This is a genomic window from Idiomarina xiamenensis 10-D-4, assembly GCF_000299895.1.
Lineage (GTDB): Bacteria > Pseudomonadota > Gammaproteobacteria > Enterobacterales > Alteromonadaceae > Idiomarina > Idiomarina xiamenensis.
Genome location: NZ_AMRG01000005.1, coordinates 47,103 through 62,282, shown reverse-complemented (window position 1 = coordinate 62,282; position 15,180 = coordinate 47,103). Strand labels below are relative to the sequence as shown.

The 15,180-nt window shown below is 48.2% G+C and carries 14 protein-coding genes; 9 read left to right on the top strand and 5 right to left on the bottom strand.

From position 1 onward, the window contains the following. Positions 1-127 precede the first annotated feature (127 nt). Entirely contained in the window at positions 128-1,756 is a 1,629-nt protein-coding gene (locus A10D4_RS05045) for a hypothetical protein (RefSeq protein ID WP_008488152.1), read from the top strand. Between the two features lie 143 nt (positions 1,757-1,899). Here the strand turns inward: A10D4_RS05045 and A10D4_RS05040 are convergent, their stop codons facing one another. The 3 genes from A10D4_RS05040 to A10D4_RS05030 form a co-directional block, all read right to left on the bottom strand. Continuing rightward, a complete protein-coding gene (locus A10D4_RS05040; protein ID WP_008488151.1) occupies positions 1,900-2,241 on the bottom strand; it encodes a hypothetical protein in 342 nt (113 codons plus the stop codon). A 72-nt stretch (positions 2,242-2,313) separates the two neighbouring features. Continuing rightward, the gene (locus A10D4_RS05035; RefSeq protein ID WP_008488150.1) at positions 2,314-3,105 is read right to left on the bottom strand and encodes a hypothetical protein; all 792 of its coding nucleotides are present in this window, start codon (positions 3,103-3,105) and stop codon (positions 2,314-2,316) included. Positions 3,106-3,603: 498 nt separating this feature from the next. Continuing rightward, positions 3,604-5,178 carry a winged helix-turn-helix domain-containing protein gene (locus A10D4_RS05030; protein ID WP_008488149.1) on the bottom strand — a complete coding sequence of 525 codons (1,575 nt, stop codon included), beginning with the start codon at positions 5,176-5,178 and terminating at the stop codon, positions 3,604-3,606. Positions 5,179-5,347: 169 nt separating this feature from the next. Here A10D4_RS05030 and A10D4_RS05025 point away from each other — a divergent pair, with 169 nt between their 5' ends. From A10D4_RS05025 to A10D4_RS04990, 8 genes are all read left to right on the top strand, one after another. Further along, positions 5,348-6,787: a serine hydrolase domain-containing protein gene (locus tag A10D4_RS05025; RefSeq protein ID WP_008488148.1), complete on the top strand. Its 1,440-nt coding sequence runs from the start codon at positions 5,348-5,350 to the stop codon at positions 6,785-6,787. A 278-nt stretch (positions 6,788-7,065) separates the two neighbouring features. Further along, positions 7,066-7,377: a hypothetical protein gene (locus tag A10D4_RS05020; RefSeq protein WP_008488146.1), complete on the top strand. Its 312-nt coding sequence runs from the start codon at positions 7,066-7,068 to the stop codon at positions 7,375-7,377. Between the two features lie 735 nt (positions 7,378-8,112). After that, positions 8,113-10,734 carry a TonB-dependent receptor plug domain-containing protein gene (locus A10D4_RS05015; RefSeq protein WP_008488145.1) on the top strand — a complete coding sequence of 874 codons (2,622 nt, stop codon included), beginning with the start codon at positions 8,113-8,115 and terminating at the stop codon, positions 10,732-10,734. A 188-nt stretch (positions 10,735-10,922) separates the two neighbouring features. After that, entirely contained in the window at positions 10,923-11,417 is a 495-nt protein-coding gene (locus tag A10D4_RS05010) for a hypothetical protein (RefSeq protein ID WP_008488144.1), read from the top strand. 86 nt (positions 11,418-11,503) lie between these two features. Beyond that, positions 11,504-12,127: a hypothetical protein gene (locus A10D4_RS05005; RefSeq protein ID WP_008488143.1), complete on the top strand. Its 624-nt coding sequence runs from the start codon at positions 11,504-11,506 to the stop codon at positions 12,125-12,127. A 631-nt stretch (positions 12,128-12,758) separates the two neighbouring features. Beyond that, positions 12,759-13,094, top strand: coding sequence for a helix-turn-helix transcriptional regulator (locus A10D4_RS14170; RefSeq protein ID WP_192811507.1), 336 nt, complete (start codon positions 12,759-12,761; stop codon positions 13,092-13,094). 140 nt (positions 13,095-13,234) lie between these two features. Continuing rightward, positions 13,235-14,077, top strand: a complete 843-nt coding sequence (locus tag A10D4_RS04995) for a hypothetical protein (protein ID WP_008488141.1) — start codon at positions 13,235-13,237, stop codon at positions 14,075-14,077. Between the two features lie 18 nt (positions 14,078-14,095). After that, on the top strand, positions 14,096-14,347 hold the full coding sequence (locus A10D4_RS04990; protein ID WP_008488139.1) for a hypothetical protein: 252 nt from the start codon (positions 14,096-14,098) through the stop codon (positions 14,345-14,347). Between the two features lie 88 nt (positions 14,348-14,435). Here A10D4_RS04990 and A10D4_RS04985 read toward each other — a convergent pair whose 3' ends face one another. Both A10D4_RS04985 and A10D4_RS04980 read right to left on the bottom strand, forming a co-directional pair. Continuing rightward, entirely contained in the window at positions 14,436-14,846 is a 411-nt protein-coding gene (locus A10D4_RS04985) for a hypothetical protein (protein WP_008488137.1), read from the bottom strand. A gap of 44 nt (positions 14,847-14,890) precedes the next feature. After that, complete coding sequence (locus A10D4_RS04980; RefSeq protein ID WP_008488136.1) at positions 14,891-15,163, bottom strand: hypothetical protein; 273 nt, start codon at positions 15,161-15,163, stop codon at positions 14,891-14,893. Positions 15,164-15,180 lie beyond the last annotated feature (17 nt).

Genomic DNA, 15,180 nt, shown 5'->3' with positions numbered 1-15,180 from the left:
ATCGTGCAAGCTTAAGTCGGTGTCCTTTGGACGCGCTTATCGTAAAGGAGTTACGTAAAAGTTCGGTAAATGGCTCAGCGGCGCGCTGGATAACGGTGTTTTTAACGCGCTCAACGCGTTAGCATAAATGACTTATCGACTGTTGCCTGATGGCAATGGTAAACGCGGCGACAAGGAGGTTGATGTGCAGCGTTATTTACTTGGGTTAGTCTTGTCCACATGGGTACTGAGCAGCTTAACCGCGTGCCAGCCACAACCGAATACGTTAACCTTCCACGCCGACGACGGTGATAAACGTCGTTATCAGGTTTACAGCGATTTTACCGTCAATGCCGACAGCGGTGATGAACAGCATTTTCGGCAAACCCTGTTGCTGGAATATCAAGTGCAGGCCGACGATGATTATCAAATTCAAGTGCGCCCGCGTTACATGGCACTGAACAGCAACGGTCGCCAATTTAGCAGCACCGACGGCGACCAAGGTGCCGATCGTTATGCCCGCGACTTTGTCGAACAGGGCCTGACGCTAACGGTTGACGCCGATAGTGGCGCCGTGAGTGATTTGCAATTTCACGCTGACCTGCCTAGCGACAAACCCACCCCGGAAAAGTTGTTAGCGTTGTTTCGCGATAATCTGATTGCCACACCAACCGTCGGTCAGGGGATCAAGCTAGAACGCGGTGCCAGTCAGCCGTTCCATATTAGCGACCAGCTGCCTGAACTGACCTTAACTGTACAACAAGTGTTTGAGCATGAGGTGGTGTTCACCGCCTCGGGCGAGCATGAGCAACAGCAGCTATTCGCCATCATCGTCAGCGACCGTGACAGCGGCTGGCTCAAACGCGGTTCGCTGGTATCTAAGCGGGTTCGCGAGCAACAACAAATCCGCACGGTAATGAGTATTTTTCAGGCTGATAGCGGCTACGCCATGAACTTAGACAGCCTAGCGCGCGCCGAGAACATTCCGCTGTACGATTCGCTCAGTGTCGAAAAAGTATTGCAGAGCGATAGCGCCGACGCCGAACATATGCTGCCCAGCGCTAGTGGTCGCTTAGAAAAGCTCGACACGACATTGTTGCTGAGCTACTCACACCAAGCGCCCTTTTCGCACCACAACGGACGTATCGAACTCGACAATATTGAGCTGTTTGACAAAAACGGTGCGCCCTTGCCGTTAGCCATACAACCATTAGAATCGATGACGGTGCCAGACTATGGCAACGAATACCGCAACGATGGCAGCAATAATGCCATCACACTGACCGAACTGTTACCACTCGGTTGGCACGACAAAGCGCTGATGCCACTGTACGCTTTTAGCGACGACGGCGAATCACCTAGCGGCTACGCCACCGCCACAGTCAATTGGTATCCCAGCCACAGCGAAGTGAAAACGCTGACGTTGGGCGACGACGTCACCGACTTCAACATCGGCCGCGCCCGCATCGAAGCCAAACCCAACAGCGATGATGGTGGTTACGATGTGTTAGTGCAATCCAGCCGCGAGCATCAACTGATCTTGGTCAGCGACGGCATCAGCGGCAAATTTAACTACCGCCGCTTAGACACCGCGCCAAGCTGGATCAGCGACGCCGAAGCGCGGCTGATGGCAATGCTGGTCAACGACTGGTTCCCCATGGACTACCACATCCGCCTTGACGACCCCAAGCAACAACAACTCAAAATCGCCATCGTCAGCAGCGCCGAACAAGCCGCCGATTCGAGAGAGGTGAAGTTTGAGGTTAAGAGGGATTAGTCAGTGGGTAGATGTGCGTTAGTGTAGCGGCTCAACGCCGCTACCGATATATAGCTTTTATAGTTCGGTTTTGCTAGGAGCGGACGTTAGCGCTCGCTTAAAGGGCTGCAATGGAGCGCAGCGACTGATTCTGCTGGGTCTTGTTAAGTGTTTGCGCACAATTTTGCATAGATTACCTTTTGTTCTGGTTCAGAAGCATTTTCAAAACGCTCGGATAGACCAAACCAATAGAGTCTCTCGTTCATAGTCATACCACCTATGCCTAAAATTGCCTGAGTTTTGAAACTAGACCAGAGCCTATAGAGATGACTATGGGTTTCTTCGCTAGTTATCCAAGAGTTTCCGAAGAACCTTTCAATTGAATCAGCTAACTCTACGGCATTCGTATTATCGGATTTCCATTTATCGAAATGCGAAACTAAACGAGCAACTACCTCATCGCTCGAATATTTCCTCAACTTTTCAATATATTCGTCGTAATTCATTTTGACACTTAACGCCGCGTTCTGCGGCGAATTTGGAGCGCAGCGGAAAATTTGTCCGGCAGCAGCGCTTTGTTAGCCGTGATCTGGTTCATACTTCAAAATCTCTTTACCTGGAAAGTAGTTGCCATAGTATTCAGCTTTTCTTTCCTCTGGGTATCTTCCAAAGTCGATGTAAGGCTCTTTGCAGTGCGGACACCTAAAAGGATTCGTATATTTGAAGCTTGAACCATCAGGTGCTTCGGGTAGCAACGCCTCTAACTCACGAAGATCTTTTTCATCAAGCTCAGACAAAGCGGCAGGACTTCCAGGAACTTTGTCACTCACGGTCAGCGTATAGTCGCCAGAACCGGAATAAAAATACCCAAGATTGCTAAAACCTGCATGGAACGATTGTATTAGGAATGATGTTTTGCAGTGCTCACACTCACAAGAGAGAGAAACAGCTCCATGCGTAACATTGCCATTGAAGTGGAGCCCTCGTTTGAAAAGCCCCTTGCCGATGAATATTTCGTTCTTTGTGTCAGCGCCTGAAATAAAGAACGGCTGAAACCTGATACCTTTTGCATTACCTTTAGCAAAGGCATCTTGAGAATATTCCTTCTCTTGAGTAATTGCACAGTCTGCCTGACATGCTTTATTGGAATGTACACGAACTGAAAAATGGAACCAGCCCTCAAATTCACCAAGTTTGTGTTGATGCGCTACGCCTTCATGATCAACAAACTCGATGGTCGAATTTCGATCAAGCTTTTTAGAGGGGGTTTTCTCGCATGGGAGCTCACCTTCCAATACTTGGCACACCTCTTGCTTATTGACGAAAACTCGTAGCAATAGTTTCTCTTTTTTCTTGAATATTCGAAACATACCTTTCCTTACGGCTAACATTTGTATATTGTGCGTGCGCATTTAGAAACTCGTCCAATATACAGTTTTCGGTTTTTAGCTTACTGATCAAGAAGGCATTCGTGAATTGAAAGGTTCCGAGTTAGCAAAGACAATTTGATCAGGCTCAGTTACACTCTAACGAGCGCACAACATCCAATTTTGATTTTTTTTTATGTCATTGACAGTAAAAGACTTAAATACACAACACAACAACAAAACGCGCAATATTGCCGAACTGAATTAGCGTACCACCCACGATGACTAATAACGGGACGGCTAGTCACTAGTTGGAGTAGACTGAAAGCCAGAAGATCCGCTTTTCGCTTAATGCTGATAATGCTGATAATGCTGAACTTCAGCTTTGTGCCAGGAGCGGACCTTGACGCAAAATAACGGTGCAGCATCAGAATAGACTCTGCATAAACGAAGTCATTCTTAAGTTCAGTAAACTCAGTATTGAAAAGTCCAGAGATCTCACTACGTTCGCGGTGGAATACGCTTCGGCATTTTATCCTTGTTCTTCGATTCAATTAGATTCAATAATTCATTAAATCGATGCGAAGTTGTGATGCTTGAATTTATCGGCAGGTGAGTGTACCGATAAGTCGTTGTGAGCCCCCCAAATATAGCAGATTCAAACTTGTTCGTTGCCTCGGTACCTTTATCATTAATTAATAGCACTATCCCCTCCAGAAAAGTAAGTTCAGCCCACTGGTCCCCATCTAGCTTGAGCTTTGCAATTTGCTCACCCAACTTGGATAATTCTGAGCGGTCTTTTTTAAGTGCGGCTAAATAGACTGCTGCTGAAAGGTAATATCGTCCGCCTAAGCTTGATGCTGCGGAAAATTCATCAATCGCTTCTTCAATTTGATTGTCGATCAAGAGTGCTAGACCCAGTAACCAACGAGCTTGCTGCGAATTCTGTTGTTTATGAATCACGTCGCGTAACACCGAAATTGCCTCTACATGTCTTCCGCTTTCTAGTAAATACTCACTAAAAAGTAGGCGAGACATTAGAAAGCCAGGATCTATATTTAACGTTTTACTGAATTGCTCTTCGGCAGCGTAGAAGCGATATGATTGACGGTATAACTCTCCAAGGATTGCGTTAGTAAATGGGTTACCGGGATCGAGTTCAACTGATAAGATTGCAAGCTTATGCGCTTTAATAAAGTGACCTAACTGGATCTCTACAAGTGACGTATAGGCTGGAATCTCACCCCAACTAGGTTCAATTTGACGCGCAAGGTTGAATGAAGCAATTGCGTTTTCATATTGTCCGGACAAATAGTAGGCAAGCCCGAGAGCTTTATGACCCCAAGCCAAGTCGTCATTAATTTGTACGGCTTTTTCCGCATGCTTTTTCCCTAGTTCCAACCAGGCTTTATCCTTTCCATAGTGCCAATAACCTCGAAGATAAGCGTCGCTCAACCCACTGTGGCTTGAAGCGTTCTGAGGCTCTCTATTTATCGCATCTTGATACAATGAAATCGCTGTATCGTTGTCTTTTTCTGTAAATTTCAAATAGCTCTGAGCCGCTTGATAGTCGGGAGTTTCGCTTATTTCATTAGGTGGATTCTCGTTTTCATGGTGAAAGAGAACGAATGAACTCATTCCTATTGCAAGTACTCCAAAGCTAGCTACTAACCATATAGGTAAGCGAGATACTAATCGTTTGATTGAATAGTAGGTGGCTTGGAAATCGCCAATATCATTGTATGCGCTCTCTGAGCGCTTAATTTTTCTTACCGTTGCAACGCACCTATATCCCATTCCACGTTCGGCGACAATGTACTTGGGTTCAGAATGATTATCAGCTATCGAGTCTCTCAAGCGAGATATTCGCTTCTTAAGATTCTCATCGGAGACAACTCTGTCTTTCCAAACGGCTTTTATAAGTTGGTCATGAGGCACGATCTCAGGAGCGTGTTCAACAAGCTCCAGCAGTAATCGATAGGACAGTTCTGGTAAAGAAATATCGTCTCCATTTCTTATCACCTTCTTGTTTAAGGGATCTAAAATCAGGTCGTTCCCTACCTTAAAGACATCCATCACTAACTCCACCCTGAGCTGCTAATTATTTGATTTTAAATATTTTTCATCGATTGGTCACCATAAGTCACCAAAAAGGACCATTAAAGTCATGTTTCCTTTCTCATGCTCAGATAAGTTTTTCAGAGAAACGAAAATATTATCTCATTTTGAACGACTAAGGATGATTATGTATATAAAATTATTAAGTATTCCTGCCCTACTCCTAATAAGTGCCTTTGTGGGAGCAACTGAAATCAAGACCTCAAAGTTAGATGCTTTTGTTGAGTCTTACGCCGAAAATGATGAATTTAATGGCTCAGTATTAGTTTCTTATCAAGGTGAAGTGTTGCTAAAGAAAGGTTACGGCTATGCCAATATGGAATGGAAAATCCCCAACTCTGTGGATACAAAATTTAGAATAGCCTCAACAACCAAGCCTCTTACAGCGGCACTGATTTTAAAATTAGTCGAAGAAGAAAAAATAGATTTAAGTCATTCAATCAGTGATTACTTACCGGGCTATCGCAGTGATACCGGCGGTAAAGTAACTATTCATCAGCTCTTAAATCATACATCAGGGATCCCAAACGTGTTCAGTCATCCAGACTTTAGAAATATAGAAGCGAATAACCCTTATACCCTAAATGACTTTATTTCAAAGTTTTGCAGTGGAGACCTGACGTTCCAGCCTGGTAGCCAGTTCAGCTATAGCAATGCTGGCTATTCCATTTTGGGTAAAGTAATCGAGCAAGTGACCGAGTTAAGCTATAAACAAGCTTTGCAGGATTATATTTTCAATCCGCTAAAGATGCATAACAGCGGGGATTCTTACTCTGGCTATGTTGTTCCAAAAAGTGCTAAAGGGTATGAGAAAACGTTAGCAGGACTGAAACCGGCAAAGAATATTGATATGACTGTCACCTATGCTGCGGGTTCTATTTATTCAACGGTCGGAGACTTATATCAGTTTAGCGAGGCCTTGTATTCAAATCAGATATTTAGTGAAGCACTAAAAAAGAGAGCTTTTACAGAGTCGCCTCATCGGAATTATGGTTATGGCTGGTTGATCACTGAACTACCAAAGGAAAAGTTCGGTAAAAAGCTCACTCAGATACATCACCCGGGTATGATGCCTGGTTTCAATGGTGACGTAATTCGCATAATTGAAGATGATATTACAATTATTATCCAAAACAACACTGGAGGCGCACCACTTCGTGCTCTGACAGAAGGCATTTTGAACATTATTTATGAACGCCCGGTTGTTTTTGCAAAAAAACAAATCGAAGATGAGCTCTACTCTAAGCTACGCCAGGATGGAATCGAGGCTGCGATAAAGTCATATATGCAACTTCAGAAATCGAACAAGGGTTTCAGCGAACGTGGCTTAAACTATTTTGGTTATCAACTGATGGAAGTTGAAGAAATAAATGCAGCGATAGCTTTCTTTGAGCTCAATGCAAAACAACACCCTGAGTCTTCAAATGCCTTTGACAGTCTCGGAGAAGCCTATCTTGCCAACGAAGAATTTAAGAAAGCCCTAATAGCATATGAAAAATCACTTTCGCTAGATGAGCACAATAAAAATGCATCTGAAGCAATCGATAAGATAAATGAATTACTATGAGCCGCCATTAAATAATTAGAAATACTAAATTTATATTTAGCATGAACCAAGAACTATTATAGTTCTTGGTTCAAGTTGCCCGCTTCAAAGGAAATGTCAGCCTGTAAAACCAACGTCTGCTGTTCGCTCAAAGCAGACTATCACTTCAGTGTCGATAGCAAAGCTTCAAAGTGGGATTGCCAATCGGTTATATTGCTGCTTCGCTAACTATACGAACATTAACGGCGGTACTGAGAAGTTAAGGTAACCATTTTATGTTCTTTGGAATCACTTGAAAAATGAATAAAAAAAAGCGGGTAGTGGTTATAGGTTTTGTTGCTGCGTGTTGTCTTTTCGCGGCAATTTATTTGGGTATTTTATCAAACGAGGCGAGGAAAGAAGTCTATTATTTATGCGGCAATTTTAAAGAGGGTGTTTCTTATTCAAGCGTCATCAGGCAAGTGGATACGGCTAACTTATCGAGTTACAAAATAAAATTAATGGAAGGCAGAACTCAAATCGAATTGAGTAGCGCACTGAACTTTCACTTTTTTACCTGTACGATTAACTTCAATGCGGAAAAGTCGGTTGTTTCAGCAACCTATGGCTAAACTATGCCTAAACATGGCAAGCGCTTGGCGAGGACACAAACGTAGCGAGGCTTTGCCTTTTCTGTGCTGTTCGCTCACCGTCCGGCAAAAGAAAGCCATGAACGACTGGGACTGGCTCGACAATATGCTTAACGACGGTTAATACGAACCACCCAATCAACTTTAACCTTACGACCAAAGTCGCCATATCCAATCGCCCGCTATGCTGGTAATCTGCTAGTTAATCATTGATCTGCCTGTCGCTATTTGGCGATGGGTTTTGTGAGCGAGTGGCGAGTGCGATGAAGGATCCAAAGAAGCCTGATCAGCGTGTGTACAAGCATGGTCTATTGTCGGTGGTGGGCGTGTTGGTGGCGTTGGCATTATTGTTGTTGATGATTAAGTTCGGTTAGTCGCGGCTGCACTCACCGCCATCTTGGTGTCGGCCTGAACCTTTTTGTTATTAACCTTTTTCCTATTAACATTTGTTGTTATCGGCGCCGCTTCCGTACGACCTATTTGTCCTGCTTTCAGCCGCTGAGCGGCTAGTTATCCCCCTATCCTTTGGAACAGCCAACACCTGACGGTGGGCGTTGCCGTGCCTGCGGTTTCTGCGTTAACGCCAAGCCCCGCCGTACCCCGTTGCTAACTTTTTGTAAAAACAGGGCTTTACCTGACGCCGATAATGCGTTTATATTATTAGCCGTTTAGACGTCTAAACATCCAATAATAATTATTTGTCGTATGAGGTCCTGAATGAAATCTACTCTCTCGTGGTCATCCGTCAGCTTAGCCGGCTTACTCGGCTTTACGGCGGCGACGGCATCACCAGCTCTGTTAGCCCAAGATGCTAGCCCTGAGCTGGAGCGCATCGCCGTTACCGGTTCTTACATCAAACGCGTGCGTCACGAAGATGCCACGCCGCTACAAATCATCGACGCCAGCACTATTGAGGCCAGCGGTCATATCACTCTGACCGACGTGTTGCGCGATCTCACCGTTAATACCGGCAACAGTTACGATGAACAGTACACCAGCAGCTTTTCCGCCGGTTCGGCGTCGGTCGGGTTACGCGGCTTAAGCCCGAAAAACACGCTGGTGCTGGTCAACGGTCAACGGGTGTCGAACTATGGTTTTGCGTTAGGCACGCAAGACACCTTTGTCGACCTTAACGCGCTGCCGCTGGGCGTGGTCGAACGCATCGAAGTACTCAAAGATGGCGCGTCGTCGGTGTATGGCTCGGATGCCATTGCCGGTGTCATCAACATTATCCTGCGCAACGATGTGCAACGCACCACGGTGAAGGCTAGCGCGGGCGCCGCCACCGAGGGCTCACTGGAACAATATGGTGCGGGACTGGTGAGCGGCGTTGGCGACTTGGTCAACGACGGTTACAACCTAACCTTTAGCTACGATTACCTAAGCCGCGAACGCTTAGACGCCAGCGACCGTCGCTTTACCCGTAGCGGCGACTTTCGTGATCAGCCCGGCGGTCGCTTAGCTGGGTGGTCGGCGCAAGGCGCCAACTACTTAGACGACCCACAAAACCCTCGCGCTTTTGACAACTGCCCGGGCGCCAGCGAATTACGCGACCGCGATGATTTCACTGCCGGCGCCGAGGGACAGGTGTGTGCCTTTAACGCACAACCCTATAACACCTTGCAACCCGAGATTGAACGCCATCAACTATCGTTACAAGGCACCTGGCAAGTCAGCAACGACCTGCAAGCGTATAGCGAACTGTTATATAGCAACAACCGCTCGAGCCACATTTTTGGTAGTCCGTTAACCGTCGGTGCCGGTTTACGTGCTTACGACCAAAGCAGCGGTAGTCTGGTCGATATTCCGGTGGCGTTTGCGGTCGGCCACCCCGCCAACGACGGTACTAGCCCACTGCCATTCGAATACACGTTCTTTGATATCGGCGAACGCCAAAAAGCCAATAAACAAGATTTTCATCGAGTTGCCGCTGGCCTGCGTTATCAAGGGCTGGACTGGGATTGGAGCGTCAACCTGCTGAACTCGCAGAGCCGCCAGCGTGAATACGTCGATAACTTTGTTAACCGCTATGTGTTTGAGCAAGTGTTGGCCGATGGCAGCTATGATTTTATTAACGGCAATAACGACCCCGCCGTGGTCGACGCGCTACGCCTCGACACTCGCCGTCCCGGTTTTTATGAACTTAACAGTGTTAACTTTAACGCCAGCACCCGCCTCACCGAATTGGCCTACGGCCCGTTAAGCATTGCTTTTGGGGCCGACTGGCGAGAAGAACAAATGGATGCCGGTACCTCACCGGAAGTGCTGTCGGGCACCGAACTACGCCCCGCCATCAACTTGGTTAAAGGTAAGCGCGAAGTGCTCGCTGGTTTTGTCGAACTAGATGTGCCGCTGTGGCAAGATCTGAACTTGAGTGTTGCCAGCCGTTACGATCACTACGATGACTTTGGTTCGGCCTGGTCGCCCAAACTGGCTCTGCACTATGTACTGGCCGACGATTGGTTGTTGCGCGGCGCTTGGTCACGCGGCTTCCGCGCGCCGTCATTGCCGGAAATAGCCGATAGTAATACCATCAGCTATGGCTCGGTTATCGACCCCAACGATCCGATTGAGCCCGGCGTGCGCCGTGGCTTTACGCAAATTCGTAGCGGTAATCCCGAGCTCGACGCCGAGCGTTCGACCAACATTAATGCCGGGGTAGTTTGGTCGCCAACTCGCGACTTCAGCACCGCGTTTGACGTGTTTGAGGTCAAGCAAGATGACATTATTGCACCCGATAACGCCCAATTTATCGTCAATAATCCCGATCAATACGGCGACCGCATTCGTCGTGATAGCGCGGGTCGCTTGCAGATCATCACCAACCAATATCGCAATCAGGGCACCCGCACCACGCGCGGCTTCGATATTGATTTAAGTTATCGTTTGTCGCTGGCGGGCGCACCGTTGCAGCTAACTAGCACGTGGTCGCGCTTACTGGCTTATGAACAAGCGTTGGTGGCTGGGCAAGCAGCGGTCGACGGCGCCGGTAATAACCTGTTTGGCGCCTTACCGAAGTGGAAGGGAAGCAGCCAAGCGCGTTGGCTGTTGCAAGACTGGCAGTTCAGCATCAACGCCGACTACACCAGCAGCTATGAACAACGCATAGCCTCTAGTAGCAGCAATCCTGGCTTGCATAGTAGCGTCGATAGTTACTGGGAGTTCGGCACGCAACTGGCTTATCAAGGCATAGCCGATACCCGTATTACGCTGACGGTAAATAACCTGTTCAACGAACAACCACCTTTTGACCCAGCCGGTGGCGCTTATGGCTTTGACATGACGCAATACAACCTACGTGGCCGTGTCATCGACTTAGCGCTAAGTTACACCTTTTAAGACTCAAGGTTGCGATTAACCGCTACGGGTGTGTGCCATTGCCAGCGCACACCCGTGTTATTGGTTAGCGGCTTTAACCAAACTTTTACCTAAGCATCGGCTCCGCGGCGCAAATCACGACGTATACTCAATAGCAGCGCCAGTGAAGGCGCTTAGCCTTGGCACGGACAGTCACTAAGGAGCCTCAGATGTTAAACACATTAGCACCACAGCGCGTGAACATTTTGTGTTTATTGGCGGTCGAGCGCATGCTCGCCGCACAACCGTCGTCCGCCTTACAGCAGATTTTAACGCAGGCGTTTGAACGTGCACGGCGACATACTTATCACGACATGGACAGCCTGAAAACGCAGGCGCTGAGTTTGGTGGCGGGCTATCAACCACAGGATATTGATGCGCATCAAGCACAGTGCGCGGCTCTGGCGCTATTATTTACACTAGAGTATATGGATAGCCAACAAGTGGAATACGCCGAGCAAACGCTAGCCAAACAGCAAGAGCTGTTCGATTTATATAGCGAACAAGGGCAACCGCAAGCGGTCAGCGCCGACCTTGATTGGCAACAACAATTGGCCGCGGCATTGAGCGTCGAGGAGCTGGATGACCAGCAACTGATGAACTTAAGGCGGCATAATCAGCAACATGGCCTGCCGCCGTTGCAGACTCAACCAGCGCCGATTTAACACAACTTTTACAGCCGCAGCGCTGGGCGCCAGCGGCTGATTGCTTATACTGATGGGTAAGCGGTAACCATGACTAAGGATGCAGTATGTTAGGCCATTTGCAAGGAATGCAAAGCGCAGCAACAACACCTATGACGCGTCAACACCCCGGTACAGCGTCAACTCGACAATTAGCACCGACGCAAATGGCGTTGCTGTGTTTATTGAGTATTGAGCGCATGTTACCGGCCTACAATCGTTTTGCCTTGGAGCAGGCCGCAAGCCTGAACTTGGCCGCCTTATTAGAGCAAGCATTTGCCTGTTTTTACAGCACTGAACATGTCACTGATGCGGTTGAGAGCAGTCAAATCAAGCAATTAGTAGCACTTAAACCGGCACTTCAATCGGCCTTGCCCGATGAGCCGCAGGCTTACGCCGAACAAGCACGCGCCTGTGCCGTCGCGCTGCTTTGCACCATCGATTACGTCGACAACCAGCAGCCCCAGTTAGCGCAACGTGCGTTGGCAACGCTTGCTGGTATTGTCGATGACTATCAATGCCAACTGGGTAGCAAGCTGGCTGCGCAAGATAAAGCTTGGCAGCAGCAGCTGAGTGAACGTTTAGCCAAGTCGCCATTAGATGCGCTCAGTATGGCCGAACTGCGCCGCCAAAACTGGCGCCGACGGTTGCCGTTGCAGCCGCCCGAGAGCGCCAACAGCAATCCACGCTGATAAAAAAGCGTTTGCCTAACTGACTCAAAACCAAGAAAAAGGCCAGTAGGCAAACGCCGAGTCGCATCGGGCATGAATGCAACACTCATGTTATAACATAACACATTTATCGGGGTAAAGTATCTTTCGCAATAATGCGAGATACGCTTACAGATCATAGCAAGCAGATGGTTTATACTGCGCTGACATGCTCTTTTAGCAACAATCGGCAGGACGCTTATGAATCAGCCAGCAAGTTTTACCGTGGTAGCCATTAATCGCAACGACCCATTACTGTTCCAACTGAGGTCAAAATTAACTAGCAATATCGAGTTAATAACAATACCGACCACCGATTTTATCCTAACCACATTATCGCCAACTTCGCTCCCCAAAAAAAATCTCCGCTGTCATTGTCGATAACCGGCAGGATTACCAGCAAACCATCAAGCTATTACAGCGACACCAATTCGACGCCGTTGTCATCGATTACCAGCGCGCAGAATTTCGTTTGGTCAGTGCCCCACCGACACATTTTAGTCAACAACATCAACGCTTAATTGAGCTACTGTTAAGCCCATTGTTCGGACTCATAGCAACCTTTCCAGAACCTCTCAGCGAGCTCCCGACAAGCAGTCGTAGCGAGCGCCTGGTGCAACGCACCTGTCAATATTTGTTGGCGCACATCGAACAACGACTCACCTTAAAACGTATTAGTGCGCACATGCACACCAATCGTAATCGCTTAGCACAAGCGTTTCGACAGCAGCTCAACATGGGTGTTAATGCGTGGTTGCGACAGCAACGCTTACACAAAGCTTATCGCTTGTTGAGTGAGGGGACACTCAGTGTTCAAGCGATTGCGGAACGAGTCGGCTACCCCTCGCAAGGCAACTTTTCTACCGCCTTTAAACGACAATTTAAGCAAACGCCGCAGCAAGTCAGGCGGCAGCCGGGAACGACCAGTGGAGTATTACCAACTGGCTAAATTTGACCGCTGACCGCGCCCAGGCAGCCTATCATCGGCAACCATCAGCACTGTGGTTTAGTGACGATGGCTAAGGCGTGGTTGGCACGTATTTCGCTTGGGTTTGGCTATTCATCAGCTAACGACGAAGACGTACCCATATGCAGCCAATCGATACCCTAGGTTTTATTAACACCCTTAAGCTATGCGAGAGCAACACCGCCACTAACGAGGTGCTATTGCGCTGGCTTCAACATGCCGACACGCTCTGCTTACAAAGCCATGGCAGCAATTGCTGTAGCCAACTACTGGCAGAGCTGAACCGTGAATTTGCCAGCGTATTACAAGCGTTATCTTATTTAACCGAGATACCCGCCAACCAGATGTACGGTGAGCAACTGTATAATCAGGTTTGCGTGTTTTACGAGGGCTTAGAACAGCTCCCTTGCGCCAGCCAACAACAACGCCTAAGCGATTGGCATAAAACCAGCCTTAACGGCAACATGCCGGCCTTTGAGCCGACCACCGATTACCTGCAAATGATGGCGATTCTGGATAAGGTGCTGGTTTTTGCCAAACAAAACCACTACCAGCAACCGCAGCCATCGACGACCTTGCTTGAGCGTTTCGGCAGCGCCTATCAACGTCTATTGATCATCGAGCAACGCTTACAATTACTGCCTGCTACGCCGCTAAAGCCACTATTAACCGAAGCCTCCAGCTTATACAACGATATTCAGCCGGCGTTGCTGTATTTGTACCACTGTTGCCCAGCGCCAGAAGCGGCGCAAAGTTGGTTTGATTATCAAGCCGAATATCAGGCACGTTTGTATCAGCAGCGCCAGATCGACCTGCTGTATCAATGGCAACAGCGCTTTTATTTGCACCTACTGGCCTTTGCCCCCAACCTGCCGCTACCGAGCTCGCTGCTGGGCACCGCCGCAACCGAGTCGGATACAACGCCGACACCAGACCAGCCAGATGTGCCCGAAATCACTTATTAGGCTTAACGGTATCAATCTATGGCCAAGAACGACGCCACGGTTCAGCATAATCAGCAACCTATCGCCAGTTACGACCGTTTTGGTTGGTACTGGCAGCCGGCCGACTGGTTACAACAAATGTCTGCCGAAGATGCCCTGACCGCGACCCGACAAAGCTTACACTTGTCTGCACAACAACAAGCATTGCAGGCGCAAGCGGCGGCAGACGAGCAACATGCCGAAGCTCAACGGCTGGCGCAGCAGCGTTTACTCGATTCATTATTTGATTAACAGGCTTGGCTTGAAAGCGATTGGCATAAAAAAGCCGCGCTCAAGCGAGCGCGGTGGTGGCCAACTGTTACTAACCCCGGCAGGTAAACTAGTCAGGCCGCCCTAAAAAGAATTTTAAGATACTGGTGTTAGGCGCGCCCTCAGACGGACTGCTAGGGCGCAACCCGGCCATGGTTTTTAACTGCATATCATCATTGCTATTCACCGATAAATGACCCGGCTTAACCGTCGACGACAAATCGACATTCTTGATGCTAGCGCTTTTAATTACGTCTCGATAAGGCTCGCTCATCATAGGATTTTCAAGCCATTTGGCGTAAGCAGAGCCGGTGGCCACCAGGCTCACCGTATTCTGATTACGAAAAGCATCCACCTCGTTTTGCGCCGCAAATGCCAGGGACTGAGCAATGGAAGCTGCCGCCGCTTGTTCCGGCGTTAGCCCGAGTTTGGAAAAGGGCTTTTTGCCGTTTTCCTTTTCATCCGTTTTACTCTCCGCCATGTTCGGCTCCCGTTATCTGGTCATTAACTGACAAAACATCATGCTTAGCTGGTTTTGCCGCCACCCTGTTTCATACGTGCTTTCACTTGAAACAAAAACTCCAAAATGTCTTGTAGCCCGGCGGCATCGATGGTCGACACTAACGGCGCGCTATCGAGCATGGCACCCGGCTGTGATTGCTGCACATTAAACGTCAGCAAGTTTGATTTGACGTTGTAGTTAATCGACCAACTTCCAGGCGACGATCCATCCACCGTGTCGAACGGCGCGCTGACACCATTAGAAACGTCTTGTGCTTGACTAGAGGTAGCTGACATGCGATTTCTCCTTTACT